This is a genomic window from Pedobacter sp. (assembly GCF_045627485.1).
Lineage (GTDB): Bacteria > Bacteroidota > Bacteroidia > Sphingobacteriales > Sphingobacteriaceae > Pedobacter.
This window is the reverse complement of the sequence record NZ_JAZQNU010000209.1, coordinates 1-25565: the sequence shown is the minus strand read 5'-3', so window position 1 is coordinate 25565 and position 25565 is coordinate 1. Positions and strand designations below refer to the sequence as shown.

Annotated in this window: 24 protein-coding genes, 1 tRNA gene, 1 other RNA gene and 1 pseudogene; 11 read left to right on the top strand and 16 right to left on the bottom strand. The window is 39.5% G+C overall.

Annotation, left to right across the window (positions count from 1 at the left end; genetic code table 11):
* Window positions 1-141 precede the first annotated feature (141 nt).
* The 3 genes from ssrA to ACR2F3_RS16330 all read right to left on the bottom strand — a co-directional run bounded on the left by ssrA (window position 142) and on the right by ACR2F3_RS16330 (window position 2251).
* Window positions 142-507: a transfer-messenger RNA gene (gene ssrA / locus ACR2F3_RS16340) on the bottom strand.
* Between the two features lie 99 nt (window positions 508-606).
* Window positions 607-1809 (bottom strand): pyridoxal phosphate-dependent aminotransferase, encoded by a 1203-nt coding sequence (locus ACR2F3_RS16335; RefSeq protein WP_432711054.1) that lies wholly within the window; start codon window positions 1807-1809, stop codon window positions 607-609.
* A 61-nt stretch (window positions 1810-1870) separates the two neighbouring features.
* Entirely contained in the window at window positions 1871-2251 is a 381-nt protein-coding gene (locus tag ACR2F3_RS16330) for a DUF1573 domain-containing protein (protein ID WP_432711053.1), read from the bottom strand.
* Window positions 2252-2378: 127 nt separating this feature from the next.
* Between ACR2F3_RS16330 and ACR2F3_RS16325 the strand changes: the two genes are divergently transcribed.
* On the top strand, window positions 2379-4802 hold the full coding sequence (locus ACR2F3_RS16325) for an alpha-ketoacid dehydrogenase subunit alpha/beta (protein WP_432711052.1): 2424 nt from the start codon (window positions 2379-2381) through the stop codon (window positions 4800-4802).
* 117 nt (window positions 4803-4919) lie between these two features.
* On the opposite strand, the gene aroC is transcribed toward ACR2F3_RS16325, so the two are convergent.
* From aroC to ACR2F3_RS16295, 6 genes are all read right to left on the bottom strand, one after another.
* Window positions 4920-6011 carry a chorismate synthase gene (gene aroC / locus ACR2F3_RS16320; protein WP_432711051.1) on the bottom strand — a complete coding sequence of 364 codons (1092 nt, stop codon included), beginning with the start codon at window positions 6009-6011 and terminating at the stop codon, window positions 4920-4922.
* 21 nt (window positions 6012-6032) lie between these two features.
* On the bottom strand, window positions 6033-7289 hold the full coding sequence (gene aroA / locus ACR2F3_RS16315; protein ID WP_432711050.1) for a 3-phosphoshikimate 1-carboxyvinyltransferase: 1257 nt from the start codon (window positions 7287-7289) through the stop codon (window positions 6033-6035).
* Window positions 7290-7297: 8 nt separating this feature from the next.
* Window positions 7298-8425 (bottom strand): chorismate mutase, encoded by a 1128-nt coding sequence (locus ACR2F3_RS16310; RefSeq protein WP_432711049.1) that lies wholly within the window; start codon window positions 8423-8425, stop codon window positions 7298-7300.
* A 36-nt stretch (window positions 8426-8461) separates the two neighbouring features.
* The gene (locus tag ACR2F3_RS16305) at window positions 8462-9295 is read right to left on the bottom strand and encodes a prephenate dehydratase (protein ID WP_432711048.1); all 834 of its coding nucleotides are present in this window, start codon (window positions 9293-9295) and stop codon (window positions 8462-8464) included.
* Window positions 9296-9626: 331 nt separating this feature from the next.
* Complete coding sequence (aroB, locus tag ACR2F3_RS16300; protein WP_432711047.1) at window positions 9627-10709, bottom strand: 3-dehydroquinate synthase; 1083 nt, start codon at window positions 10707-10709, stop codon at window positions 9627-9629.
* Window positions 10709-10915, bottom strand: coding sequence for an RNA-binding S4 domain-containing protein (locus ACR2F3_RS16295; protein ID WP_432711046.1), 207 nt, complete (start codon window positions 10913-10915; stop codon window positions 10709-10711). The genes aroB and ACR2F3_RS16295 overlap by 1 nt, the downstream gene beginning before the upstream one ends.
* A 92-nt stretch (window positions 10916-11007) precedes the next feature.
* Between ACR2F3_RS16295 and ACR2F3_RS16290 the strand changes: the two genes are divergently transcribed.
* Window positions 11008-12192, top strand: a complete 1185-nt coding sequence (locus ACR2F3_RS16290) for a proline dehydrogenase family protein (protein ID WP_432711045.1) — start codon at window positions 11008-11010, stop codon at window positions 12190-12192.
* Window positions 12193-12293: 101 nt separating this feature from the next.
* Here ACR2F3_RS16290 and ACR2F3_RS16285 read toward each other — a convergent pair whose 3' ends face one another.
* Window positions 12294-12620: an Mpo1-like protein gene (locus tag ACR2F3_RS16285; protein WP_432711044.1), complete on the bottom strand. Its 327-nt coding sequence runs from the start codon at window positions 12618-12620 to the stop codon at window positions 12294-12296.
* Between the two features lie 2 nt (window positions 12621-12622).
* A complete protein-coding gene (locus tag ACR2F3_RS16280) occupies window positions 12623-13258 on the bottom strand; it encodes an HAD family hydrolase (RefSeq protein ID WP_432711043.1) in 636 nt (211 codons plus the stop codon).
* Window positions 13259-13325: 67 nt separating this feature from the next.
* Between ACR2F3_RS16280 and ACR2F3_RS16275 the strand changes: the two genes are divergently transcribed.
* Window positions 13326-13399: transfer RNA gene (locus tag ACR2F3_RS16275), tRNA-Ile, on the top strand.
* 102 nt (window positions 13400-13501) lie between these two features.
* Here ACR2F3_RS16275 and ACR2F3_RS16270 read toward each other — a convergent pair.
* The 4 genes from ACR2F3_RS16270 to ACR2F3_RS16255 all read right to left on the bottom strand — a co-directional run bounded on the left by ACR2F3_RS16270 (window position 13502) and on the right by ACR2F3_RS16255 (window position 15907).
* Window positions 13502-14248: an SDR family oxidoreductase gene (locus ACR2F3_RS16270; protein WP_432711042.1), complete on the bottom strand. Its 747-nt coding sequence runs from the start codon at window positions 14246-14248 to the stop codon at window positions 13502-13504.
* A gap of 89 nt (window positions 14249-14337) precedes the next feature.
* Entirely contained in the window at window positions 14338-14835 is a 498-nt protein-coding gene (locus ACR2F3_RS16265) for a cyclophilin-like fold protein (protein ID WP_432711041.1), read from the bottom strand.
* Window positions 14825-15328: a cupin domain-containing protein gene (locus ACR2F3_RS16260; RefSeq protein ID WP_432711040.1), complete on the bottom strand. Its 504-nt coding sequence runs from the start codon at window positions 15326-15328 to the stop codon at window positions 14825-14827. Before ACR2F3_RS16260 ends, ACR2F3_RS16265 begins: the two co-directional genes overlap by 11 nt.
* Before the next feature lie 9 nt (window positions 15329-15337).
* Window positions 15338-15907, bottom strand: coding sequence for a sugar O-acetyltransferase (locus ACR2F3_RS16255; RefSeq protein WP_432711039.1), 570 nt, complete (start codon window positions 15905-15907; stop codon window positions 15338-15340).
* Window positions 15908-16767: 860 nt separating this feature from the next.
* Here ACR2F3_RS16255 and ACR2F3_RS16250 point away from each other — a divergent pair.
* The 4 genes from ACR2F3_RS16250 (at window position 16768) to ACR2F3_RS16235 (ending at window position 20864) form a co-directional block, all read left to right on the top strand.
* A complete protein-coding gene (locus tag ACR2F3_RS16250; protein ID WP_432711038.1) occupies window positions 16768-18036 on the top strand; it encodes an MFS transporter in 1269 nt (422 codons plus the stop codon).
* A 95-nt stretch (window positions 18037-18131) separates the two neighbouring features.
* Window positions 18132-19097 carry a S41 family peptidase gene (locus tag ACR2F3_RS16245; RefSeq protein WP_432711037.1) on the top strand — a complete coding sequence of 322 codons (966 nt, stop codon included), beginning with the start codon at window positions 18132-18134 and terminating at the stop codon, window positions 19095-19097.
* 447 nt (window positions 19098-19544) lie between these two features.
* Window positions 19545-20168, top strand: a complete 624-nt coding sequence (locus tag ACR2F3_RS16240; protein WP_432711036.1) for a CGNR zinc finger domain-containing protein — start codon at window positions 19545-19547, stop codon at window positions 20166-20168.
* Window positions 20169-20447: 279 nt separating this feature from the next.
* Window positions 20448-20864 carry a DUF6157 family protein gene (locus tag ACR2F3_RS16235; protein WP_432711035.1) on the top strand — a complete coding sequence of 139 codons (417 nt, stop codon included), beginning with the start codon at window positions 20448-20450 and terminating at the stop codon, window positions 20862-20864.
* Between the two features lie 70 nt (window positions 20865-20934).
* Here the strand turns inward: ACR2F3_RS16235 and ACR2F3_RS16230 are convergent, their stop codons facing one another.
* Complete coding sequence (locus ACR2F3_RS16230; RefSeq protein WP_432711034.1) at window positions 20935-22398, bottom strand: aldehyde dehydrogenase family protein; 1464 nt, start codon at window positions 22396-22398, stop codon at window positions 20935-20937.
* Between the two features lie 494 nt (window positions 22399-22892).
* Here ACR2F3_RS16230 and ACR2F3_RS16225 point away from each other — a divergent pair, with 494 nt between their 5' ends.
* The 4 genes and pseudogenes from ACR2F3_RS16225 to ACR2F3_RS16210 all read left to right on the top strand — a co-directional run.
* Window positions 22893-23807, top strand: a complete 915-nt coding sequence (locus ACR2F3_RS16225) for a helix-turn-helix domain-containing protein (protein ID WP_432711033.1) — start codon at window positions 22893-22895, stop codon at window positions 23805-23807.
* 385 nt (window positions 23808-24192) lie between these two features.
* Window positions 24193-24654, top strand: a complete 462-nt coding sequence (locus ACR2F3_RS16220) for an SRPBCC domain-containing protein (RefSeq protein WP_432711032.1) — start codon at window positions 24193-24195, stop codon at window positions 24652-24654.
* 214 nt (window positions 24655-24868) lie between these two features.
* A complete protein-coding gene (locus tag ACR2F3_RS16215; RefSeq protein WP_432711031.1) occupies window positions 24869-25270 on the top strand; it encodes a nuclear transport factor 2 family protein in 402 nt (133 codons plus the stop codon).
* A 104-nt stretch (window positions 25271-25374) separates the two neighbouring features.
* Window positions 25375-25565 (top strand): annotated as a pseudogene (locus ACR2F3_RS16210) (glycerophosphodiester phosphodiesterase family protein); the annotation flags it as partial.

Sequence of the window (25565 nt, the reverse complement as noted above, 5' to 3'; positions counted from 1 at the left end):
TGATAGAATTTTAGCAGGCAGATTCTGAATACTTATACGTCCATTAAGGAATAAAAAAGCAAGCATAAAAAAACACCCAACTACACTATGATGGGTGTAAAATTGGGTGTATTGATTGCAACTGATTGATTTCAGTTAGGTTTGTGGAGCCGAAGGGTTTCGAACCCTTGTCCAGTTGTGTGATAAATTATGCCTTCTACATGCTTATTTTCCAATTAATTGTAGGGATCAGACGGGCTGGAAACCGACCTTATCTTTCTCCTTAGGTGCTTTATCTCGCATCTGCATCGCACCCTGCAGTTGCCAGCGTCGTTATTTCGATGCTCCGGATTCTGACCTAACAACGCAGCAGTCAGAGGAACAAAAGCTAGCTAATTCTAAATTAGGCAGCTAAGGCGTAGTTATTTTCGCCAATTATAGTGTGAACGTTCTCTTTAAAGTGCTCGCCGTACAACGCACTGCATGCTTACATACTTAGCTCCACCCTGTCAAATCCAAGACGGCCCCAAATACGGCTGACAACCCCCCGGGTTAACTACTCCATGTTTCTTAAACCAGTAAAGGTTTAGAAACGCAGTAAGCGTCAGCAATACAAAAGTACTAAAATTATGCCAATGTTTTACCTGGGTATTGTTTTAATGCTACTTCAAGGCAATCCATGGCACTATTTAAATCATCGATATTTAATACATAGGCCATTCTTACCTCTTTTTTACCAGAACCTGGTGTGGAGTAAAAACCAGTTGCTGGCGCCATCATGACAGTTTGGCCATCATGCTCAAAACTTTCCAGCATCCATTGGCAGAAGTAGTCCGCATCGTCAATTGGAAATTGTGCGACTACATAAAAGGCACCACCTGGGTTTGGGCAAAACACACCATCAATAGCGTTTAAACGTCCTACCAGGGTATCTCTTCTTAAGGTATATTCACGGTTCACTTCTTCGAAGTAACTATCTGGGGTGTCAACAGCAGCAGTACCTGCAATTTGTTCAACCATACCCGGACTTAATCTCGCCTGTGCGAACTTTAAGCCAGACTTGATCACTTCTTTATTTTTGGTAATTAAGCATCCTAATCGTGCACCACAAGCGCTGTATCTTTTAGAAACAGTATCTAAAACCACTACGTTATCATCCAACCCTTCCAAATGCATGGGAGAGATGAATTCTTTACCATCGTAGCAAAACTCACGGTAAGCTTCATCAGAAAACAAGAACAGGTCGTGTTTAACACATAGTGTTTTCAATGCCTCTAATTCTTCTTTGGAGTACAAATAACCAGTTGGGTTGTTCGGGTTACATATAATGATGGCTTTTGTTTTAGCCGTAATCAGTTTTTCAAATTCTGCAATAGGAGGCAGGGCGAAACCATTCTCAATGTAAGAAAGGATAGGTTTAACCACTACATTACTCATGCATGCAAAACCATTATAGTTGGCGTAAAAAGGTTCAGGAATAATAATCTCATCGCCTTCGTTAACGCAGGTCTGCATGGCAATGGTGATGGCTTCAGAACCACCCACAGTAACGAGGATGTCTTCCGGGGTAATGTTATAGCCTAACTTATTGTAATATTCTGCAAGCTTGGTTCTATAACTTAACGTGCCTTCTGAAGGTGTATATGCCCAAACATTAAAATCTATGTTTTTGATGGCATTAAGCATGACCTCAGGGGTTGCGATATCTGGCTGGCCAATGTTTAAGTGATATACTTTCTTACCGTCTTTTTTAGCTTGGTCGGCAAATGGAGTTAGTTTTCTAATTGGAGATGCAGGCATTTGCACTCCCTTATCGGATATTTTGGGCATGGGGCAAAAATAAAAAAACCTCGTTTAATAACGAGGTTTTCAGTTAAATTAAATTTTACCTTTACTTGGTTGTTTCGCCTTTGATATACAAAACTTTAGTAGGTGTTTTAGCGTTAGAACTAACGCTAACGCTCTTGCTAAATGGAAGCGGAGCACCTGCTGCACTATAGGTTACTTTTATTACCCCAGCTTCGCCTTTTTTAATGGGCGTTTGTGTGTATTCTGGTACAGTACAGCCACAGGTGGTTTCAACTTTTGTTAATATTAAAGGAGTATCACCTATATTTGTAAACTTAAACTCTACTGAAACTGGCTGGTTTGCCGGAATTTTACCAAAGTTATGACTCTCTTTATCAAATTTAAATTCTGCTGGTTTAGTTTGTGCCTGAGTTGTAACTGCAATACCTAATACGAAGGAAAATAGTATAATTAGCTTTTTCATGAATGTTTGATTTTAAACAAATCTAATGTTTAAAATTACATTTCAAAAAGTATACCACTATATAATTACACGGGTTTTTAACCCATACTTTATAAAATGTTATCTTTGTCCAGTAATATAAATGCTTATGATGCCAAATAATAAACTTACCACGAACCCTATTGATGCTTCAGCTCTAAGCTTTGAAGACTTCAAAACCATCGTCATTAACGATTACAAAATCGCTTATGAAAGCCGCCAGGCTAGTTTGTTGGGTCGTAAGGAAGTTTTAACAGGAAAAGCAAAGTTTGGAATTTTTGGTGACGGTAAAGAGTTGCCACAAATAGCCATGGCTAAGGCATTTAAAAATGGCGATTGGCGCTCGGGCTATTACCGGGATCAAACCTTTGCCTTTGCCACTGGTATATGTACCATCAAGGAATTTTTTGCACAACTTTATGCAAATCCAGATCTGGAAGCTGATCCGGCATCGGCAGGAAGACAGATGAATTGCCACTTCGCTACCCGTTCATTAAATGAAGACGGTAGTTGGAAAGATTTAACAGCCATGAAGAATTCATCGGCTGATATCGCACCTACGGGTGGCCAAATGGCTCGCCTTGTTGGTTTGGCCTATGCATCTAAATTATATAGAAAGAATCCTGAATTAGCATATTTAAAGAATTTCTCTGTTAACGGTAATGAGGTTGCTTTCGGCACTATTGGCAACGCATCTACATCTGAAGGGGTGTTTTTTGAAGCCATCAATGCTGCAGGTGTATTACAGATTCCTATGGCCATGTCGGTTTGGGATGATGGTTACGGTATATCTGTACCTGCTAGGTACCAAACCACTAAAGAAGATATTTCGGAAATTCTAAAAGGCTTTCAGCGTGATGAAAATACTGCTGGCTATGAAATATTTAAAGTTCGCGGATGGGATTACCCGGCTTTATGCGAAACTTACCAGCGTGCCATTGACGTTTGCCGTGAAGAACATGTACCGGTGTTGATTCATGTAACCGAAGTGACACAACCGCAGGGACATTCTACCTCAGGTTCTCATGAGCGTTATAAAGATAAGCAACGCCTGGAATGGGAGAGAGAGTTCGATTGTATTGTGCAGATGCGCAAATGGATGCTTGAATCGGCCATTTGTACAGAAGAGGATTTAACACAATTAGAAACCGAAGCCAAACAAATGGTTCGACTGGCTCAGAAAGAAGCCTGGAATGAATTTCTTGGTAGTATTAACGTCGAAAAAGAGCAGGCTTTGAAAATGCTTACGGCTGTGGCCGATGGCGATCAACAAATAAATAAATTAATAAGTCAGTTAAACAGTACGCCTGATGCTTTGCGCAAGGAAATATTAACTGCTGTACGTAAAACACTAAGGTTAACGATCAATAAACCATCTGTTGCACGTGCAACCTTGGTTAACTGGTTAAACGAGAAATTGGAAGAAAACAAGGAGCGTTACAATTCGAAGTTGTTTACTGATGGTAAAGAGAGTCCGCTACTTGTTGAGGAAAATCCAGCCGTTTATACAGAACAAAGTAAAATGGTTGACGGCAGGGAAATCCTGAATGCGTGTTTTGACCGCAATTTCTCCCGTGATCCGCGTTTGGTAGCATTCGGTGAAGATCTTGGGAATATTGGTGATGTAAACCAGGGTTTTGCAGGCTTACAGGCTAAATATGGTGAATTAAGAATCACCGATACCGGCATCAGGGAAATGACCATTGTTGGGCAGGGCATAGGACTAGCTTTACGTGGTTTGAGGCCAATTGCTGAAATACAATACCTGGATTACCTGTTATTTGCCTTAAATATATTGAGCGATGACCTGGCTAGTTTATCTTACCGTACTAAAGCAGGACAGAAGGCCCCGGTTATCATTCGTACCCGTGGCCACCGTTTAGAAGGGGTATGGCATTCTGGTTCGCCGATTTCAATGATCCTGGGCTCTTTACGTGGTTTACATGTGTGTGTGCCCCGTAACATGACACAGGCTGCCGGTATGTATAATACCTTATTCAGGTCTGATGAACCAGCCCTGGTAATCGAATGTTTAAATGGGTACCGCTTAAAAGAAAAGTTACCAGAGAACATTGGTGAGTATACTTTGCCTCTTGGTAAAGCTGAAGTGATTAAACAAGGTACCGACCTGACCGTGGTATCATATGGTTCTACCTTGAGAATAGTAGAAGAGGCTGCAGAGGAACTAGAGAAGTTGGGTATTTCCATTGAAATTGTAGATCCTCAAACGCTATTACCTTTTGACACCGATAAAATATGTGCTGCTTCTTTACAAAAGACAAATAAGTTATTGGTGGTTGATGAAGATGTTCCGGGAGGTGGTTGTGCTTACCTTATGCAACAGATTCTGGAAGAGCAGGGTGGTTATTTCATGTTAGACAGCCAGCCTAAAACTTTATCGGCTAAAGCGCACCGCCCGCCTTATGGTTCTGATGGCGATTATTTCACCAAGCCATCTGTTGATGATGTGGTAGAAACTGTTTACCAAATGATGCACGAATACAATAAAGTTAAATACCCGGCCATTTTTTAGGGACCGCGTTTATAATAGCCTTTCCGGTAGGTGTGATTTCAAAGTTTAGCCAACCGGATGGTTCATAAAAAAAGCTCAGCATATTCCATGCTGAGCTTTTTAATTTTGGTTGACTGGCTAACCCACTCTATTGGTTTTGCTTCGCAACAACTGATCGGCTAATACCAATGCAGCCATCGCTTCAACAATAACAACGGCACGTGGTACCACACATGGGTCATGACGGCCCTTGCCTTTAATTTCCGATGCTTCTCCGGCGGCATTAACCGTTTGCTGGTTATGCATAATGGTGGCAACGGGTTTAAATGCAACCGTAAAGTTAATTTCCATACCGTTAGAAATGCCTCCTTGAATACCGCCTGAAAAGTTAGTGATCGTTCTTGGCGTTTCACCGTCAGTAATAAAGATGTCGTTATGTTCGGAACCTCTCATTTCACTTCCTGTAAAGCCAGACCCATATTCAAAGCCGTGTACAGCATTGATGCTTAACATCGCTTTGCCTAAGTCGGCATGCAGTTTATCAAACACAGGTTCTCCAATTCCTGCCGGGCAGTTTTTGATAAGACAGCTGATTTTACCACCAATGGTGTCGCCATCTTTGCGAATGCCATCAATGCATTCAATCATTTGTTTTGCCGTTGCGGGATCCACGCAACGCACAATGTTTTCTTCTCTTAATTCCAGAAGCTCAGAGATGTTAAGGTCTTCCAGGTTAGGCGCATTAATTTTGCCTACGGCAGAAACATGCGCAAAAATTTCTATGCCTTGTTCTTTTAATAATAGCTTCGCAATGGCACCTGCAGCTACACGTGCTGCTGTTTCCCTGGCTGATGACCTGCCACCGCCCCGGTGATCGCGAAAGCCGTATTTAGCGTCGTAAGTGTAGTCGGCATGTGAAGGTCGGTATACGTCCTTGTTGTGCTCGTAATCCTTAGAACGGTGGTCTTCATTAGGAATCAGCAAAGCAATGGGTGTTCCGGTGCTTTTACCTTCAAATATTCCGGAAAGGACCTGCACGGTATCACTTTCCTTTCTTTGCGTGGTGATGCGCGACTGCCCCGGTTTTCTTTTATCGAGTTCTGATTGTATAAAATCGAGGTCGATGTTCAGTTGTGCCGGGCAGCCATCTATGATTACGCCTATAGCTGGTCCGTGTGACTCTCCAAATGTGGATATTTTAAACAATTGCCCGAATGTATTTCCAGCCATATTTTTCAGTTTAGGTGTTTACTACAATTCTTTAATGGTGAAACCAGCTTTTTCCAGATCCTTCCAGAAATCAGGGTAAGATTTTTCCACCACATGCAGGTCTTCGATCTCCACTTCTTTAATCAGTAAGCTTAAGGGTGCGAAGGCCATAGCCATACGGTGGTCGTCGTAAGTTTTAATTAAAACATGCTCCGGGAAATGGAGTCCTTCACAATCCAGGGTATAAACTTCGTTATCTTCCAATAAAGCTACGCCAATTTTGGCCAACTCATTTTGTAAAGCTTTAACGCGGTTGGTTTCTTTAATTTTTAAGGTCTCTAATCCTGTAAATGCCAGGTTTAAACCTTTTGCTGCAGCGGCTACAATAATGGTTTGTGCTAAGTCCGGGCAATCCTTCAGGTTAATTACTTCTGATGATGCATTTATTTCTCCGGTAGATTTTAAAGCGATGCCATTAGCAGTACGTGTGGTTTGTACGCCGAGTTGTTGCATGATTTCCTGGATCCGGCTATCGCCTTGCAAACTTTTCTCCTTCAGGTGTGGCAACGTTAAGGAAGCCGTATCGGCCAGGCAGGCAATGCTGTACCAGTAAGAGCTTGCACTCCAATCTGGTTCTACAGTAAGTTTGCAAGCCTGGAAAGGCTGTGGCGCAATGGTGATGGTATTATCTTTCCATTCGTGTTTGATACCTGCTTCTTCAAGCATGCTCAACGTCATGTCGATATAAGGTTTCGAAGTAGGTGATCCGATGATTTCCAACGACAAACCTTGAGGAAGTACAGGAGCAATGATGAGCAGCGCAGAAAGGTACTGGCTGCTAACGTTGCCTTTTATGCTAACCTTATTGGTGGTCTGTTCGAAACCTCCGGAGATTAACAAAGGCGGATAGCCTGCTTCACCTACGTAACCAATAATTGCACCCATGCCTTTTAAGGCATCCACCAATAAGCGGATGGGCCTTTCGGTCATGCGTTTTGATCCCGTTAACAAAAAGGTGCCTTCCAGTGTAGAAAGATAGGCTGTTAAGAAACGCATGGCTGTGCCGGCATGTCCTACATCAACCTGATGTAATTTCTGGTCGCGGTTTGTTAAGGAGGATAATATGTGGTTTAACACCACAGTATCTTCAGCATCCGATAAATTATCAACCTCCACAAGTCCCTTACTCAGGGCAGCGATAACCAGTGCCCTGTTGCTTTCGCTCTTAGAACCTGTAAGGTTGATTTCAGCATGGATCTCTTTTTTGTTAAGGAAAGAAACAATTGCGTTTTTCTTCATACCGTTGTTTATTGGGCTGAAGCTTCTTCAATGTTAGAAGTTTCTTTACCTTCATTCATGATCTCTGTTTGTTTTCTGATAGATTCGTTGTGAACAAGTTCCAGGAATTTCTCGGTGAAGTTTGAGTCCAGTTTTAATGCTCTTGCAAAAGCAGATCTCTTCTGGATAATCTCATCCCAACGGCTAACCTGTAAAATGGTCACGTTGTTATCTCTTTTATACTCACCTATTTTTTCAACGATTGACATTCTTTCACCCAATTTCTGGATCATCAAATCATCAATCTTATCAATTTGCTTTCTTAATTCTGCTAATTTATCTGCAAATGCTTCGTTTTTAGACTCAGGTTTACGCAAACTGAAACGTTCTACCAATTCTGCTAAAGCTGCTGGTGTTACTTGTTGTTTTGCATCTGTCCAGGCTACTGAAGGATCGATGTGCGATTCGATCATTAATCCTTGCATATCAAGGTCTAATGCTTTTTGAGAAATGTAAGGGATAAGTTCTCTGTTTCCGCAAATGTGACTTGGATCGTTGATGATCGGTAATTCCGGACAAAGGGTTTTTAATTGTATTGCAAGTTCCCACATTGGTTCGTTACGGAACGAGCTTTTTTCGTAAGATGAGAATCCTCTGTGGATTGCACCTAATTTAGTTATACCAGCATTGTTGATACGTTCAAGGGCACCAACCCATAAAGATAAATCGGGATTAACCGGGTTTTTAACCAATACCGGGATGTCAACACCTTTTAAGGCATCAGCAATTTCCTGTACAGTAAAAGGGTTTGCAGTAGAACGAGCACCAATCCAAAGAATATCAACACCAGCTGCAAGTGCTTCTTCAGCATGTTTAGCTGTAGCCACCTCAACAGCGGTAGGTAAACCTGTTTCTTCTTTCGCTCTTTTAAGCCATTCTAACCCAATACTACCAATACCTTCAAATTCTCCCGGACGGGTACGTGGTTTCCAGATGCCTGCTCTTAATACAGATACTTTTCCGGTTGCCGCCAATAAGTGTGCAGTAGAAAGTAATTGGTCTTCTGTTTCTGCACTGCAAGGTCCAGAGATAATTAAAGGCTCATTTTTAAGGTTGATCCAGGTACTTAGTGGCTGGATGTTTAAATTTAATTTCATTGTGTAGGGGTTTTGAATGTTAATATTTTTGATTGATTAGACTTTATCGTTTTTAAGGTATTCGCCCATGATATTGAAGTTGGCGGTGTATTTAACAGCTTTACGTACTACTGTATCGTAATTCTCCATGTTTTTCCATTCCAGGTCTACATAGAAGTAGTATTCGTTTCTTTTACCTAAAACGGGCATGGATTGTATTTTGGTAAGGTTTACTTCATTCTCTGCAAATATGTTGAGTACTTTAGAAAGTGCACCTACATGGTTGCTGACCTGGAAACAGATGGATGCTTTATTGATCGTTTTTTCGTCTTCACTTTTATCACGTTTTAGAATCAGGAAACGTGTGTAATTCTTTTTATTGGATTCTATTCTTCTTTCTATGATGTTCAGGCCGTAAAGTTCAGCCGCCAGGGTATTGGCAATGGCCACGGTATCTTTTAACTCTTCATCCCTGATTTTTTTAGCACAAGCTGCCGTATCTGTACTTTCTACCACTTGCAAATGTGGATATTCATCTATGAAGTCAATGCACTGGCGGATGGCGATGGGGTGGGAGGTTACGTATTTTACGTCCTCAAATTTTACGCCCGGTAAAGCCATCAGGTGCAGTTGTATTGGCAGGTAAACCTCGCCTGCAATGGCAAAATTGTAATCTCTGATTAATGTGTAGTTAGGTAGCAAACTGCCGGCTATGGAGTTTTCTATAGCCATTACCACAAAATCCGCATCGTTCTTTTCCAGTGCTTCACATGTGTGTTTAAAAGAATTGCACTCGATGGTGTCAATGTCCTTCCCGAAAAATTTAAATGCAGCCTCCTCATGGAATGATGCTTTAATACCTTGAATGGCTACCCTAATTGCTTTTTTCATTTTTTTTTAAACAAAAAAGTCCCGGCTTTAGGCCGGGACTTTTCATATACAGTTATGTTGTTATTTTAATTGCATATCAGTCCCGGCTCTTACTAAAATAGTAGAAGTAACCAAACCAATATGTAGTAATGTTTCTCATCAGTATTTGTTGTCTTTTTTTTAAGGTAGCTACCAGCGTTATGAAGGTATCAACTTTTACTTTAACAGCAGTGTTTTCACACTTTTTTCTGTTTTATTATTTCAAATGTACAAACAAAATTTAATTTGTCAATAGCTAATTAAAAAAAATTAATTATTGTGTGTTAGTTTCTTTATCCGCTGCCACGAAATTTTAGCCGCCTTGCGTGTTATTTGTGTAACAAGAGTTGAAATAAGTTAAACTATCTTTAATATCCTTAACAGATACAACGCAATTATACTCACAATGACCAATGCTTTCTAATAGAGAGAACATTACCTGGCCATGTTCGTTCTTTTTATCACTCTGCATAAGTGTGATCAGATCGTCAAAGCTTTCCGTGGCAATAGTGTATGCAGGGTATAAGCTGGTGATATAGCTGGTAATGTCTTTCAGTTCGGCTTCGGTCAGGTTGCTATTGCGATTTGACAAGAAGGCTTCACATATCATTCCTATTGCGATAGCTTCACCATGAGTGAGTGGCATTGGGTTGTTGCTCAATGCATAACTTTCCACAGCATGCCCTATGGTATGCCCAAAGTTCAGGATCTTACGCAGGTTTTGTTCATGCGGATCTGTGGTAACCACTTCATTTTTAATTTCCACTGAACGGAAAATAGCCTGGGCATCCGGAAATTTATAATTGCTGTTTTTTAACGCCTGGTAATAATCTTTGTCAGCTATTAAGCCGTGTTTGATCATTTCGGCAAAGCCAGATAGTAATTCACGTTCAGGTAATGTTTTAAGAAAGGCTGTTTCAATAAATACAGCCTGAGGTAAAGTGAAAGTACCCACCATGTTTTTAACATTATCGATATCAATACCTGTTTTTCCCCCAACAGAGGCATCAACCTGTGCAAGCAGGGTAGTGGGGATGTTAATGAAATGGATGCCCCTTTTATAGGTTGAGGCAATAAAGCCACCCATGTCGGTAATCACGCCGCCACCAAGGTTAATCATCAGGCATTTGCGGTCTGCTTCAAAATCAAGCAATGTTTTCCAAATTCCAATACAGAAATCGATATTCTTGTTTTCTTCTCCTGGATCTGTTTCAATCAGGTCAAAGTCACTGAAGTCATCTAACATCTCCCTGAAAACCGGCAAACAGATTTCGGAAGTATTGGCGTCTGCAAATACGAATACTTTGCTGTACTTACCTTTTTCAATAATAGGCATCAAAGGCGCCAGGTGCGTTTCGAAGTGGATGGTGCTGCCTGCACTTTCTAATACTGCCATTAAATTACTTTTATCGTTTGACCCATAAAATCGATCACATCGCCTGCACGAACTTTTAAACGTTTACGATGATCAACTGCACCATTATATTTTACCAATCCGTCTTCAACAACAGTTTGTGCTTCGCCACCACTTTGAACCAAACCGGTTGCTTTTAGGAGCTGGATTAAGGGAATAAATTCACCTTCTAGTTTAAATTCTATCATTATGATCGCAATTTACAATAAATACACACTGTTTTACAAGGTAATGTGTGGGATTTTATATTTTTGCATCACAACACACACATAGCTCATCAATGGAAACAACCCCCATAAAAAGATTGAATTTCGAAAACACAGAGATTGCGTTTAGGAATAAATCGAATGCTGATTTAAACAGTGCCTACTATTTATACAAAGTAATTAGCAGTAATTTTCTAGTAAAAATTGGTCCACCTATAACCAATTTCTTTCTAAATGCAGGCTTACCCCTTAAACCCCTTATCAGGGCAACTATATTTAAGCAGTTTTGCGGTGGCGAAACCATAGCAGAATGTGAGAATACCATTAAACAACTTGCCTTGGGTAGGGTAGGAACGATCCTAGATTATTCTGTAGAAGGTGAAGAAAAGGAAGAGGTGTTCGATTTCACCTGCGAAGAAATTATAAGAACGATTGAACGGGCAGCGGGTGATTCACGTTTGCCAATTACCGTTTTTAAAATTACAGGAATTGGTCGTTTCGCTTTGTTAGAAAAAATTGACGCAAAGCAACCACTAACTGCAGCTGAGGAAGCCGAATTTGCAAAGGTAACTGCACGTTGCAGGAAGATTTGCCAAAGAGCCTATGATAAAAATGTTCCCATCATGATTGATGCGGAAGAAAGCTGGATCCAGAAAACGATAGATGAACTGGCTTTAGACATGATGCGTCTGTTTAACCGTGAGCGTTTGGTGGTATACAATACCTACCAGATGTACCGTCATGATAAACTTGCTGATATGAAAGCTGATCACCTGATTGCACGTGAAACGGGTTTCATTCTTGGCGTTAAGATGGTTCGTGGTGCTTATATGGAGAAAGAAAGAAAACGTGCGGAAGAAATGGGCTACCCATCGCCGATTCAACCAGACAAAGCAGCTACCGACAAAGATTACAACGCTTGCTTACGTTACTGTGTAGAAAATATCAAAGAGATTGGATTTGTGGCTGGTACCCATAACGAAGAAAGTTGCCAGATTCTGGCCCAGCTTTTAGACGAGTATGAAATTCCGCACAACCATTCGCATGTGTATTTTTCTCAATTGTTAGGTATGAGCGACAATTTAAGTTTTAACTTATCAGACGCCAGTTATAATGTGGTTAAATATGTGCCGTACGGCCCCATTAAAGCCGTAATGCCTTACTTGTTTAGAAGAGCTCAGGAAAATACTTCGGTGGCAGGACAAACGAGCAGAGAGCTTAACCTGATTGCCAAGGAAAAAGCACGCAGGAGAATGTAATATACACCTGTAAGAATAAAAAAGGGCTTGCTAAATAAAATTTAGCAAGCCCTTTTTTATTAAATGCCTAACCGGCATTCTAAATTGCATAATCATGCAATTTATTTTTTATCATCTACTCTAAAAGGTTGCTGGCCGGAAAGCAGGTCCCAGAACAGCATAAAATCACTTGCCAGGCTAAACATAGGGTATTGAAAGGTAGCCGGCTTATTTTTTTCAAAGAAGTAGTGTCCTATCCATGCAAAACCGTAGCCTACTACTGGGATGGCCAGTAAAAATTGAAAGTTGTGAAACAGTATTGCGGTAGCGAACAGCAGAACGACCAGGCCTGTGCCAATAAAGTGAAGGATCCTGCTTGTTAAATTTCTATGTTCTGATAAGTAAAAAGGATAGAACTCCTTTAAGGTTTTAAATTTTTTATGGGTCATGCTTAGATGATGTTGTTCTTTTTAAGAAACGCTTCGAGGTTTTTAGGGTTTTCCGTCATTAAAAGTGTTTGCAGACCGGCCTTTTTTGCACCCTCCAGGTGTTGCGGACTGTCGTCAATAAATAACGTCTCCTCGGGTTTTAAGTTGTTATCTTTAATCACTTTGTCGAAAATCTCCTGATGAGGTTTGCGCAAATACATGTGTTGTGAGAAATATGCTTTCTCAAATAAGGTATTGATATCCTCCAGCGTATGCTCGTTTTTTAAATAATCTACGATGTAGTTGTAATGAATTTCGTTGCTGTTGCTTAACAGGAATGTGCGGTATTTTTCTTTTACACGCAGTAAAACATCGTGAATATTAGGTGCTACACCGATCAATAAACTATTCCATGCGGCATCAATTTCTTCGTTGGTGAGCTCATTATTTTTGGCAGCGAGCCTGATTCCTTCTCTAAATTGATCAGGTGTGATGGTTGCAGTCTCAAAATCATCAAATAAACTGTTATGTCCTTTGTGGGCGAAAAAATTTTCTATATCTTGTATACCCAGTTGTTGCAGAGCATCTTGGGCCTTTTTAAAGTCTATTTCGAAGATGACATTACCGTAATCGAAAATAACATTTTTTATATTTTGCATTAAATATGTTTTAAAATTCGATGTAAATATGTAACATTGCACTCGCAAAATCAAACAAGATTTTACGGGGCCTATAGCTCAGTTGGTTAGAGTAGAAGACTCATAATCTTTTGGTCGCTGGTTCGAGCCCAGCTGGGCCCACTGCTTAAAAAGCCGCTTTTCTTAAAGAGAAGCGGCTTTTTTCGTTTTAGGGTGGGTTGTGTGAACAGTATGATTAGGGCTGGTGATATCCGATAAAACTGATTATAGTTCTTGTGCAGTTGGGCGGAAGATGACTTCATTGATGTCTACGTCCTCCGGCTGGCTGATGGCGAAAGCAACCACACGTGCAAAACTGTCTGGACTAATTCCTACTTCAGCCACATAGTCCTGGTTAGCCCGCTGAATATCTGCCTCAGAAATGTGTTCCAGCAATTCTGTTTTAACAGCACCTGGACAAACAATGGTAGTGCGGATATTATAAGGCTTTACTTCCATTCGTAAACCTTCTGTGAGCGCACGTACCGCAAATTTTGTAGCAGAGTAAACCGCAGACCCATTAAATATTTTATGACCTGCAACCGAGGAGGTATTGATGATTTGCCCAAACTTTTGCTCCATCATGTAAGGCAAAACCGCAGCAATGCCATTGAGCACACCTTTGATATTTACATCGATCATCGAATTCCATTCTTCAACATTTAACCTGTCCATTGGCGACAAAGGCATAATTCCTGCATTATTGATGATCACATCCACACGTCCAAATTGTTGAACAGTGGTGTCAACGAGGTGTTTTACCTGGTCTAACTTTGTTACATCTGCCGCCACAGCAAGGGCTTTCCCGCCCGCGTTCTGAATGTCTTTGGCCAATTTTTCTATTTTATCAGCCCTTCTTGCGCCAAGCACTACAGTCGCCCCAAGTGTAGCCAGGTGTTTCGCTGCAGTTTTGCCCATTCCACTGCTCGCTCCAGTAATGATCACTACTTTATTTTTGATATGATCTGCCATTTCTTTAATTATTAAAGTTTAATTATTGCTCATTCGACGGTTAAAAAGGCCTTTTTTCAATATTTTGCATTTATCTATTGCAAATGCTCTTACTGCAATTCGAATTTTACCGTCACATTTCCGCTTCCTAATGCCTCTTTTAAGCCGGTAACATCATCCACTTTTCCTAATCTTGTGTAATTGTAGATGGTGTTAAAACTTTCGTAAAATAAAACCACCGCATTATTTCCGTACAGCAAAAAATCACCTACATGAATTTTTCCAACGGATCGAGAATTGGTAGGAAGTGCAGTATTTAAATAGTGTACTTTTTCATTATTATTAAGCTCGTTCATCGTAATGGTCATGGGCAATAACGCCTTAAATGCATTGACTGAAGGATTATCAAGCAGTGTTACCTTAAAAATTTTATCTCCTACTGTTAATTTCATTTTGCTTTTATTTTTATATGCAGGTGGATTATTACTTGCTTTATTTGCTGCTGGTTCATCATTTAGACTGCAGCTTGCTAAGCAAGAGGAGAATGGTATTGAAAAAATCAGAAGGATGAATAAGCTTCTTCGTGAGAACTTGCTGTTATTTTTCATTTTTTAAATTGCTTGCCGAATACTGGTCATCAGTAACGGCTTCGTACCATTTTACAATGCCTTTTTCAGTATCCGGAATGACGTACAATTGTTGCAAGCCCACATCCTGACTGGCGCCGTGCCAATGACGCACATTTGGCGGGCATTTTATCACATCACCTTTTTTGATGATTTCAATAGGTTTACCTTCTATCTGGTGATAACCGACGCCATCGGTAATAATCAAAATTTGGCCAGACGGATGAATATGCCAGTTGCTTCTGGCGCCTGGCTCGAAATAAACGTTGCCAATCAATGTATTATAAACGCTGTCTGCGTTTAACAAGGGAGTGGGATAAGCATTGCCGGTGAATAAATCCTTTGAGCCCTTTTCACCTTTTGGGAAAATGGCTTCAACCTCCTGTTTCTTATCGTCCATTTTTTCCTTGGTTTGATTACAAGCGAACAACATGGCCGTAAACATCATGACTAAAGTGATTTGTGTTATTTTCATATGAAATTTTTATATAATTGACTTAATGACTTTTGCTGGAACCCCAGCAACTACCGTATTATCGGGCACATCTTTTGAAACCACCGCACCTGCTGCTACAACTGAGTTTTCGCCGATGGTAACACCGGGCAAAATGGTTGCATTGGCACCAATCCAGGCATTTTTCTTAATATGAACTTTGCCCGGAACCAAACTGTCTCTTTGTTCAGGATCGAGCGGGTGGCCTTCGGAAAGCATGCTCACTTTAGGGCCTATCAACACATTGTCTTCGATTATAATGCCCCCCAAAGCCAGAAACGTACAGTCGAAATTGATAAATACGTTTTTGCCGATGTATAAATTTGTGCCGTTATTGATGTATAGCGGGGGGAAAATAGCTACAGATTCATCCATATCTTTTCCGGTAATTTGGCTGAGGATCCTGGCAATCTCCGATGGATCCGCGCTGCTGTTTAACTTTTGAAGCAACGATATAGTGGCATAGGATGAAGCCCGAAGCTTCGCAATTTCCGGATGGCTGTTGGTGACGGTTTTTCCGTTGTACAAATCGGCGAATATGTTGTTATCTGTTTTAATCATTACGAACGGATAGGCACAAATCTCCGTCCAAAACCATTCGTATTTATACTATTAAACACGCCAATAATGTCAAATATTTCCTATTTGAGAAATTATCAAAGGCCAATGAAGCAATAACAGTTACCAAAAGTTATTTTATTGGTAATAAATGATTTAAACATGCTAACCGCTGCCTTATTAAAACAGTAACATACACATTTATACTGCCATGGTGGCAATTTAAAAATTTGTATTTAATCAAGCGCGGATGGAGTGCAAAGCTGGACAGTTTTTATTTTGGCTTGCAGAAAGCAGATTAGTGGATTTACAGTGGAGCAAAGGATTTAAAGCGTCGGTTTTGTTGGTGTAAAAAAATGCAGATGAAATGAACTTCAGCTGTCAGTCTTTTTTACCAGGTATATTAAACTGTTACTGACGTATCGCCAAAAGAATTTAGGGAGAGACTGGGGTAACTGAATGAGGTTGAAATGAAAAAAGCCGCTTTTCTTTATGAAGCGGCTTTTTAAGCAGTGGGCCCAGCTTGGCACGGACCAGCGACCAAAAGATTATGAATCTTCTAGTTGAAACATCAACATTCTCTCATAAAGCATGCCTCCCATAGCGACTGCGAATAGCCCCCCAACATTAATGCGTCCCCACGACCCATGCCGAATATGGCGGTTGAAAGCGATAAATTGAACGCCAAGATATATTCATACCAACAAAGTTATTTACATTGGTATGAATTTTATTATCTTTGGTTAATGGTAAAATCTCTATCTCCGACACCATGCAGCACCCACATATTATACAACCTACCACCAATAGTGGTTATAAATGCGATGAACTAACCTAACAGTTTATATTATATAATACTTACTATGAAAGAAACCACTTCGCCACCATTTACTAAATACCAAAAGTTAGTAATTTTCTTACTGGCAATGACGCAATTTACTGTTATACTCGACTTTATGATCATGTCGCCACTAGGCGATATGCTTATGAAATCGTTAAGCTTAACTCCTACTAAATTTGGGGTAGCGGTATCGGCGTATGCTTTTAGCGCAGGCATCTCTGGATTACTAACTGCAGGCTTTGCCGATAAATACGATCGTAAAAAGTTATTGCTTTTCTACTATACTGGTTTTACGATTGGTACAGTTGCTTGCGGCTTTGCCAATAGCTATGAATTCTTACTTGTCGCACGTATAATAACCGGATTGTTTGGTGGCGTAATAGGTTCGATATCTATGGCCATTGTTACAGATATGTTTGCCTTAGAGCAACGCGGCAGAGTTATGGGGTTTTTACAAATGGGTTTCGGTGCCAGCCAGGTTTTAGGCATACCCATTAGTATATGGCTGGCCAACCATTGGGGCTGGGAATCGCCATTTTTGGCAACTGCTGCGTTAGCTGCTATTGTTGCTGTGGTAATACTGGTTAAAATGCGTCCTATTGCCGAACATCTGGCTTTACAGCACGACCGATCGGTGGTGGCACATTTGTGGTCCACTGTTGCCAACCGCGATTATAGAATAGGCTTTACAGCAACCGCGCTACTATCTATAGGTGGTTTTATGATGATGCCTTTTAGCAGTGCATTTGCTGTAAATAATTTAGGAGTATATAGCACGCGCTTACCTATTCTTTTCATGGTTTCGGGAGTTTGCGCATTAATAGTGATGCCAATGATCGGTAAGCTGAGCGATAAAGTAAATAAATTTAAGCTGTTTGCCCTCGCTAGTATATGGCTAATGGTGGTATGTGTATTATACACCAATCAATCCGTCATCCCATTTGGCTTGGTCATACTATTTAATATTATAATGATGATGGGTATTATGGGCCGCATGGTGCCATCCATCGCTTTAACAAGTGCTATCCCCTCCATGGCCGACAGGGGGGGCTTTATGAGCATTAACGCTTCGTTACAGCAGATAGCTGGCGGGGTTGCTGCATCAGTTGCCGGCACGATCGTTTACCAAAAAACACCTGCAAGCCCCCTCGAGCATTATGATATAGTTGGATATGTTATCGTAGTAGTATCTATTGTAGGTATTATTTTAATGTATCGTGTGAACAATATGATTAACAGGCGCGCAGCAGAAGTGGCGGTTAACACAGGGGAGGTAATTGGAAAATCTTAAGAAAGACATTGCAAGCATAATGGATTTTTCCGACGACCACGACGGTAGATAAATTTTTGATGTGGAAATCCTATAAACGAAATAAACTACACAAAATGAAAATAAAGTTATTTAGCCTATTAGCACTTATAATCGCCAGTTCGAATGTAAATGGCCAGACATTAAGTAAAACTCAAATTACAGATATCACCTCTCACATTGGAAATTTGATTATGTCAAATCACGTTGTTAAAAAGGACCGACAGCAAATAGTAGATTTGTTTAATTTCAAAATAAAAAGTGGAAAATATTACGCAATAAACGATCCTGATAATTTCGCAAAAACAGTTTCGGCAGATTTGAGAGAAATAAGTAATGATGGACATTTGTATATAGAGTATTCAGGAAATGCTTCAAGAACTTCTGACAATAATAAACTTTGGGAAAAAGAAGAACTTAAAAGAGAAAAGCTTTTAAATTATGGCTTTAGGGAAGTTCAAATATTGGAAAATAACATAGGCTACATTAAGATAGTCGAATTTATGCATCCAAAACGTTCAATGCAGACTGCAATAGCAACAATGAAACTTGTTGAAAACACATCTGCCTTAATAGTTGATTTAAGAGGTAATGGCGGTGGCTATCCTGGGATAATGGAATATATTCTAAGTCACTATTTTGAAGGAGAACCTATTTTGTTATCGACGACTTATTTTTCAGATAAAACAAAAAATCCCGTTACAACATATTCCTCAGATTTGATTTATGGAAAGCTTAGGGTGAATAATCCTCTTTATATTCTAATCGACAAAAAAACCGCCTCGGCATCTGAATATTTTGCCTACGTTTTACAAGCACACAAAAAAGCAAAAATAGTTGGAGAAAATTCGGCAGGGGGAGCAAATAGAAACACCTACTTTTCATTGCCAGAGAATTTTAGAATTTCTATTTCTACTACAGTTCCAATAATTGAAATTACGAAAAGTAATTGGGAACATAAAGGAGTTGCGCCTGATTATATTGTTAAAAGTGAAGATGCGAAAGCTAAAGCGATAGATTTAATTAATACTAATGACCTATAATGTCTTAACAGTTTACGTGATTATGGAAATATTTTATGGTGATGATTTAAAGAAATATTTGCCTCTCCAGAACTAGCGGGCCGATTGTTCTTTGAAAAGTGGTACTAACCTTCTTGACTTTGCTTGATCATTCGCTCGACTCTATTCCAAATGCAGTTTAACAAATAGACTGAGGGTAAAAGATTTCACCTAAAAATACTTTACATCTGATAGAGAAACGTATTAGAATATAGTGGTTATTATGTAGTGTCTAAGGCAAACAACCTGTTTCATAGTCAGTTATATTATGTTTGAATTATAATTACAAAACTGCACCAGGCTGTAAAACTTACGTTTAGATTTGCTTACTCTATGTTTCATACCTCCAAAATTAAATTAGACAGTGCAAATGTATGGTTTATACCATCTAAATAGTAAACATTGGTGTGATTTATTTAACTTTGTTAGATGATGAAAATCTCAACGATACAAACAATGGGTTTAGACGCGGGTAACGCATCTCTAGACCTTGTTAATTCTGGCTACGGAATGGTACCTGGCGAGATAGTCGAGAGACTACACAGCTATACCGACTTTCTTACGCTTGCTTGTCGTCATGGTATCATCCATCAACAAACATCAATAACACTACAGGATGAAGCCAATCGGAATCCTGAACTCGCGGCAAATGCTTTAAATGAAGTAAAGTACGTCCGGAAGGTTCTTTATACTATTTTTAGTACGCTGGCAAATCGTGGGAAAATAGATCAAGAGGTTCTCGCTACTTTCAACCAATATTTGGCCGACACATTAGCTCACAGGAAGATTTCGATTAGTGGAGTTAAGCTTTTTAGAGATTGGAGTGTTCAGGACGGAGATCTATCCCAGGTATTGCGACATTATGTATTATCTGCCTATGAAATCTTGACTGGAAGCAAAAACATATTTATTAAGCAATGTGGTCGCTGCACATGGTTGTTTCTCGATGAAAGCAAAAACCATCGGCGTAAATGGTGTGACATGAAGGTCTGTGGTTCTAGCGACAAAGCAAAACGATACTATATAAAGCGGAAACAACTTGGTCAACAGTAGTTAAAAGCCTCTATTAAGATAATGGCTGCGCTAAAATGCCAACATGCCACCTGTGGATATTTGCAAATGTTCGGTGAATAAGATTATTTATTTTATCCTGCTTAAGCAGGAAAACTTAACAATAAAGCCTTTTTAGGGACTCACCTTGAAGGTCTGCAATTAGCAATTGCTAGTCTGTTTAGCCACTGAATTAAGAAATTTATCCAAACTACATTACCTAAACATACACTTCCCGAACCAAAAAAGGACTAATACAAAGCCTTAATTAAAAATTTGGAAATGAAACTACACACTACAAACTACGTCGATACTTTAATTGAGGTTTCAGAAGATACCAAAGCGAAAAGCGGTACACCACCACCAAAGAGGGAAAAAGAAACGGTAGCGGAAATGCAATTCAAACTTATTGCTAATAACCCTTACAAGTATACATCGGATGATGTTTTATTCTTTGTGTACGCGGACAAAAAGGGTTTAACTAAAGCAGAATACAAGGAAGCTAGAGAACATTTTTTTTCTAAGGGACAACCATGCTTTCGCGCTTCGCCTTTAACCAAAACTTATGGTTTTGGAATTCATTGTAACAGCCAAGGGAAAATGGCGATATTTGGAATGGAAACTGATCGGTATCGGGAATTTCTATCCGATACCAAAATTAAAAAATTAAAAGCAATGAAATCAAGTCATAAAGGCTAGCTGTATATTTCGTTGAAGTAATTAGGTGATGATTCTGAGTCTTTTAGTTTAACAGTTTTATATGATATAATTATGCAAACGGACTATAACGACGTTTTTCATTTTGGACAGTTACCCATTGTAAGGTAGAAAACTCTTCCATGATAAAGTTACCATTAAAACGACCCAGTCCTGAACCTTTTTCTCCACCAAATGGTGCGTTAGGTTCATCATTTACGGTTTGGTCATTTACGTGGATCATTCCTGTTTCTACTTTCTTAGCCAATAACACACCGCGGTTTACATCTTTGGTGTGTATAGCGCCGCTTAACCCATAGTTTATCGAATTTGCTAATTTAAGCATCTCCTCCTCATCTCTAAATTTAATGATAGGTGCTACTGGTCCAAAGATTTCATCTTTAGCAATTGGATAATCATTCTTTACGCCTACAAGTACCGTTGGCGCAATTACACGACCTTCAAATGTGCCACCAACTGCAACTTTAGCACCCATCGCAACACTTTCTGCCATACTTTTCATGATCCTGCTAACGGCTTTATCATCAATCACCGGGCCTACCAGCACATCTTTGTCGGCAGGACTCCCATATTTTAAAGTTTTTACTTTTTGAATAAATTTCTGCGTAAACTCTTCTGCAATGTTTTCTTGTAAAAGAATTCGGTTAATGGACATACAAATCTGTCCCTGGTGCATAAATTTACCAAATACTGCCGCGGCAACTGCCTGATCGATATCCGCATCGTTTAACACTATAAATACATTATTCCCACCCAATTCTAAGGCGGTTTTCTTTAAACCCTCCGCAGCAATTTTGGCAATACGAATTCCCACTTCCGTAGAACCCGTGAAAGAAATCATTTTTGGTATGGGATGCGCAGAAAATGGATCACCAATTTCTGATGATTTTCCAACAATAACATTTAGAACACCTGCAGGTAAGCCGGCTTCTTCAAAGAGCAAGCCCAATAAGGTTCCTCCAATAATTGGGGTTTCCGAAGCTGGTTTGAGCACTACGGCATTACCAGTAGCAATTGCTGCACCGACAGAACGCATGGTTAGGTTTAGCGGAAAATTAAAGGGACTAATGACTCCGATCACACCTAAAGGTTTACGATAAGCTCGACTTTCTTTTCCAGGAGTATAGGAATCATAAATAAAACCGTGTTGGCGAGTTGGAAACGTTGCAGCTTCACGGGTAATATTGACGGTAATCTTTATTTCTGCTATTTGTTTGACATAGGTGCTTCCACATTCCATCGCCATAATTTCGGCAATTTCTTCTTGCCGTGCCTCTATAATATCCGCTACTGTCAACATCACCTCACTGCGTTCACTGGGCAGTTTTCGGGTCCATTCTTTTTGTGCTAAAGCAGCAGTTTCATAAGCTTCATTTAAGTCTGCAAGACTGGCCCCCCTGAACGAGCAAACCACTGAAAGGTCATATGGATTAACATCATCTATTATTGTAGAGGAAGCGCCATCTCTCCATATACCATTGATATATTGCTGGTTAAACTTTTCGTACTTTTTCATATGATTATTTATTTAAGGTATTCGTCAATTACAAGGACAGTTTTGTGGTTATACCCTGTCCTGAATCTAAAGTGGCTTGGTTGGTATCTTTAAATTTTTTATCAGCTAATCAAAATGGGAAACGACCACATTGGGTGTGTTTAAATTAAGGAGGAATACCATTGCTATAATTTTTATGTTTTACACACCAAACTGGTTAATGAAAACAAACGATCTTCCCAATTGTTCCACATCGTTAACTGGATAAAATATTTAAATCATGTGTCCACCACAAAGACCAAAGAAAGTTTTTTGATTTGTACTTATCTTAAATTTCAATCTTTCATTAGTTCCAAATTCCTTCTGATGCACAATATCCTGATGGAAAGGCATGTTTGATAACGAATAGAAGAATTAATGAAATATGAAATCGTGTATGACGAACTGGCATCAAGATTTCTTATAGATAGCGTGGTTCCAGATCGAGTTATAGAATTTATATACAGGTACGAGAAATGACAGAAGAACAAGTTCAGCGATTAGAGACGGAAGACGGTGTGTTTGAAAATATCTCCTGGCTATTTGATGAAATAAAGGTTGACCACAATATCTCTAGGTTTAACAGGTATGATAGTTTCGTTACAAGCAGAACGGAAGATGTTGTGAGACTCCATTTTGGGCTTAAAGGAAACTATTGTTTTACCTATAATCAATTGGACTCCATGTTTGATCTTATAGGAGGGCACCATAATTTAATGTTTTCCGAAGGCTTTGACATCTTAGTGCAAAACAGGTCATTAGAACTTGAAACCTTTGGTGTGCAGTTCTCCAGGAGATCATTTATTGCATTTACTCAAAATGCTTGCGATAGCCTCAAAAGGTTTTGCGACCTGGTAGAAAGTGGAAAGAGTGCGATTCTAAATAATCATTGGGGAGCCATAAATCCTCAAATTGAATTTGTAATTCGGCAGATTACAAATTGCAAATACAGTGGTAAAATGAAGCAAATTTTAATGCTATCAAAGTGTCTTGAACTCCTCGTTTTGACTGTTGAAGGATGCTCTTCTGCAAGTCAGACTTCCGAGAAATTTATCAATAATAAAGATGATAAAGAAAGGGTAATCGCAGCCCGTGATATGATCAATCAGCGCCTTCAAGCACCGCCAACGTTATCGCAAGTCGCCCTAAGTGTAGGTTTGAACGAATTCAAATTGAAGCGAGGGTTTAAAGAATTATTCAAGACGACTGTATTTGGTTACCTGGCTGAACAACGTCTCCTGTTAGGATATCAATACCTAATGGATACACAAAAAACCGCAGCTGAGATTGCCTATGTCCTGGGGTATGCAAGTCCACAGCATTTTAGCAATGCATTTAAAAAGCGTTTCGGAATCACGCCACTTGTTATGAGAAAGAAACCTGTATCATAATGTCGATATTATATGCTTATTCATCCAAAGTATTGAAGCGTGTAATAAACCAACAAATCAAAGATCAATATGGAATGTAATGACATTGCATTTCTCTCCAAATGAAGTTTCTACGATCTTAGAAGCACTTAATTATTACCATGGGTAACAATTACTTCTCAACCTAAATGTCCTCATCTAATCTAAGTTGCAGATTTGAACAAAAATCATAATTCCAATACATGGAAATATGGAAAATATTCGTCAGGAAACAGTGCTAAGGCTTTTCAGTAACACTTTCAAAAGAAACGCTCTTGAGGCATTCTTTTTTTGTTAGAAAAAATCCTTTAAATGCAATTTGCGACAGCACGTCTTTAGTATAATTGTCAAAAAATAAATAAGCGATATGGAAAAATCATTTGTAAGTAATTCAATAACAATTAATGCGCCTGCTGAAAGTGTGTGGGATGCACTAGTTAATCCTGAAAAGACCAAAATTTATATGTACGGCTGCGAGGCTGTGTCAAACTGGGATCCAGGGGATAATTTAATCTGGAAAAGTGTGGTTGAGGGGAAGGAATTCGTTGCGGTTAAAGGCCAGATTTTAGCAATATGCCCAGGCAGTTATCTTCAATACTCTACGTTTGACCCGAATGATACTAGCATCGAGGACGTTGCGGAAAACTATTTAAAAGTCGCTTATGATTTGAAGGAAGAAAATGGAAAAACCAAATTAACGGCAAGTCAGGGAGATTTTACAACTGTTGCGAAAGGTAACGAGCGTTTTGAAGAAGTCTACAATGGTGGTCTGGGTTGGAAACCAATGTTAGAAAAAATTAAATCACTTGTGGAAGCTAACTCTTTATAACCTATCGTCAATTTAAGCCCACACAGCAAACCCCGTTCAAAATGCATTTTCGTATCTTGAGTTAACATGGATCAGATAAGTAATTAACTATTGTAAATATATCGTGTATGAAAATAACCCTAGTGCATTCATGTGCCCAGCACTAAGGAGCATTCTGTATGTAATATGGGAACTGAGCCGTTGCAATTCATAGTTATATCTGAACCAATGGCTCATGGTGATAGAACAAATATTATTGACTAATATTAAAAAAATGGATATTAAGAATTTTGCTCAGGCGTGGTTACAAGCGTGGAACAACCACGACATCGAAGGCGTTTTATCTCACTTCTCTGAGGACGTCGAAGTGACGTCCCCGATGATAAAAATCGCTACCCAAGGAACTGAAAGCCGTTTGTTAGGCAAGGAAGCCGTAAGGGAATATTGGACAATTGCACTAAGCAGATTTCCGGAATTAAAATTTGAACTCATCTGTATAACTGAAGGTGTCGATTCGGTGGCATTGTATTACAAAACGGTGTTAGATAAAACCGCTATTGAAGTAATGTTTTTCGATGAGAGGGGGCTAGTAAATAAAATGAATGCGTTCTACAGTTTGACAGAAAATCATCATTAAATACTTCCGTTGTGCGTTAGCGGCAACAAATGCCAATTTATGGGAGGAGTGGATGGAGTAGGGAGATATAAGCTTAAAATTTTTAAACAGTAAATCACAACGATATGACATATAAATCTAATGTTTTTAAGGCATTGTTTTTCACCGTTGCTGTGGTGGCCTTTGTTCAGAATGCATCGGCCCAACAAATGCATCATTTGAAAATTAAGAATGCGAAAAAACTGCAGTCATTTTTTAAATATACGGGTAAAGACAGGCCAATTATCAGCGGGCATAGGGGTGGAATGGTCAATGG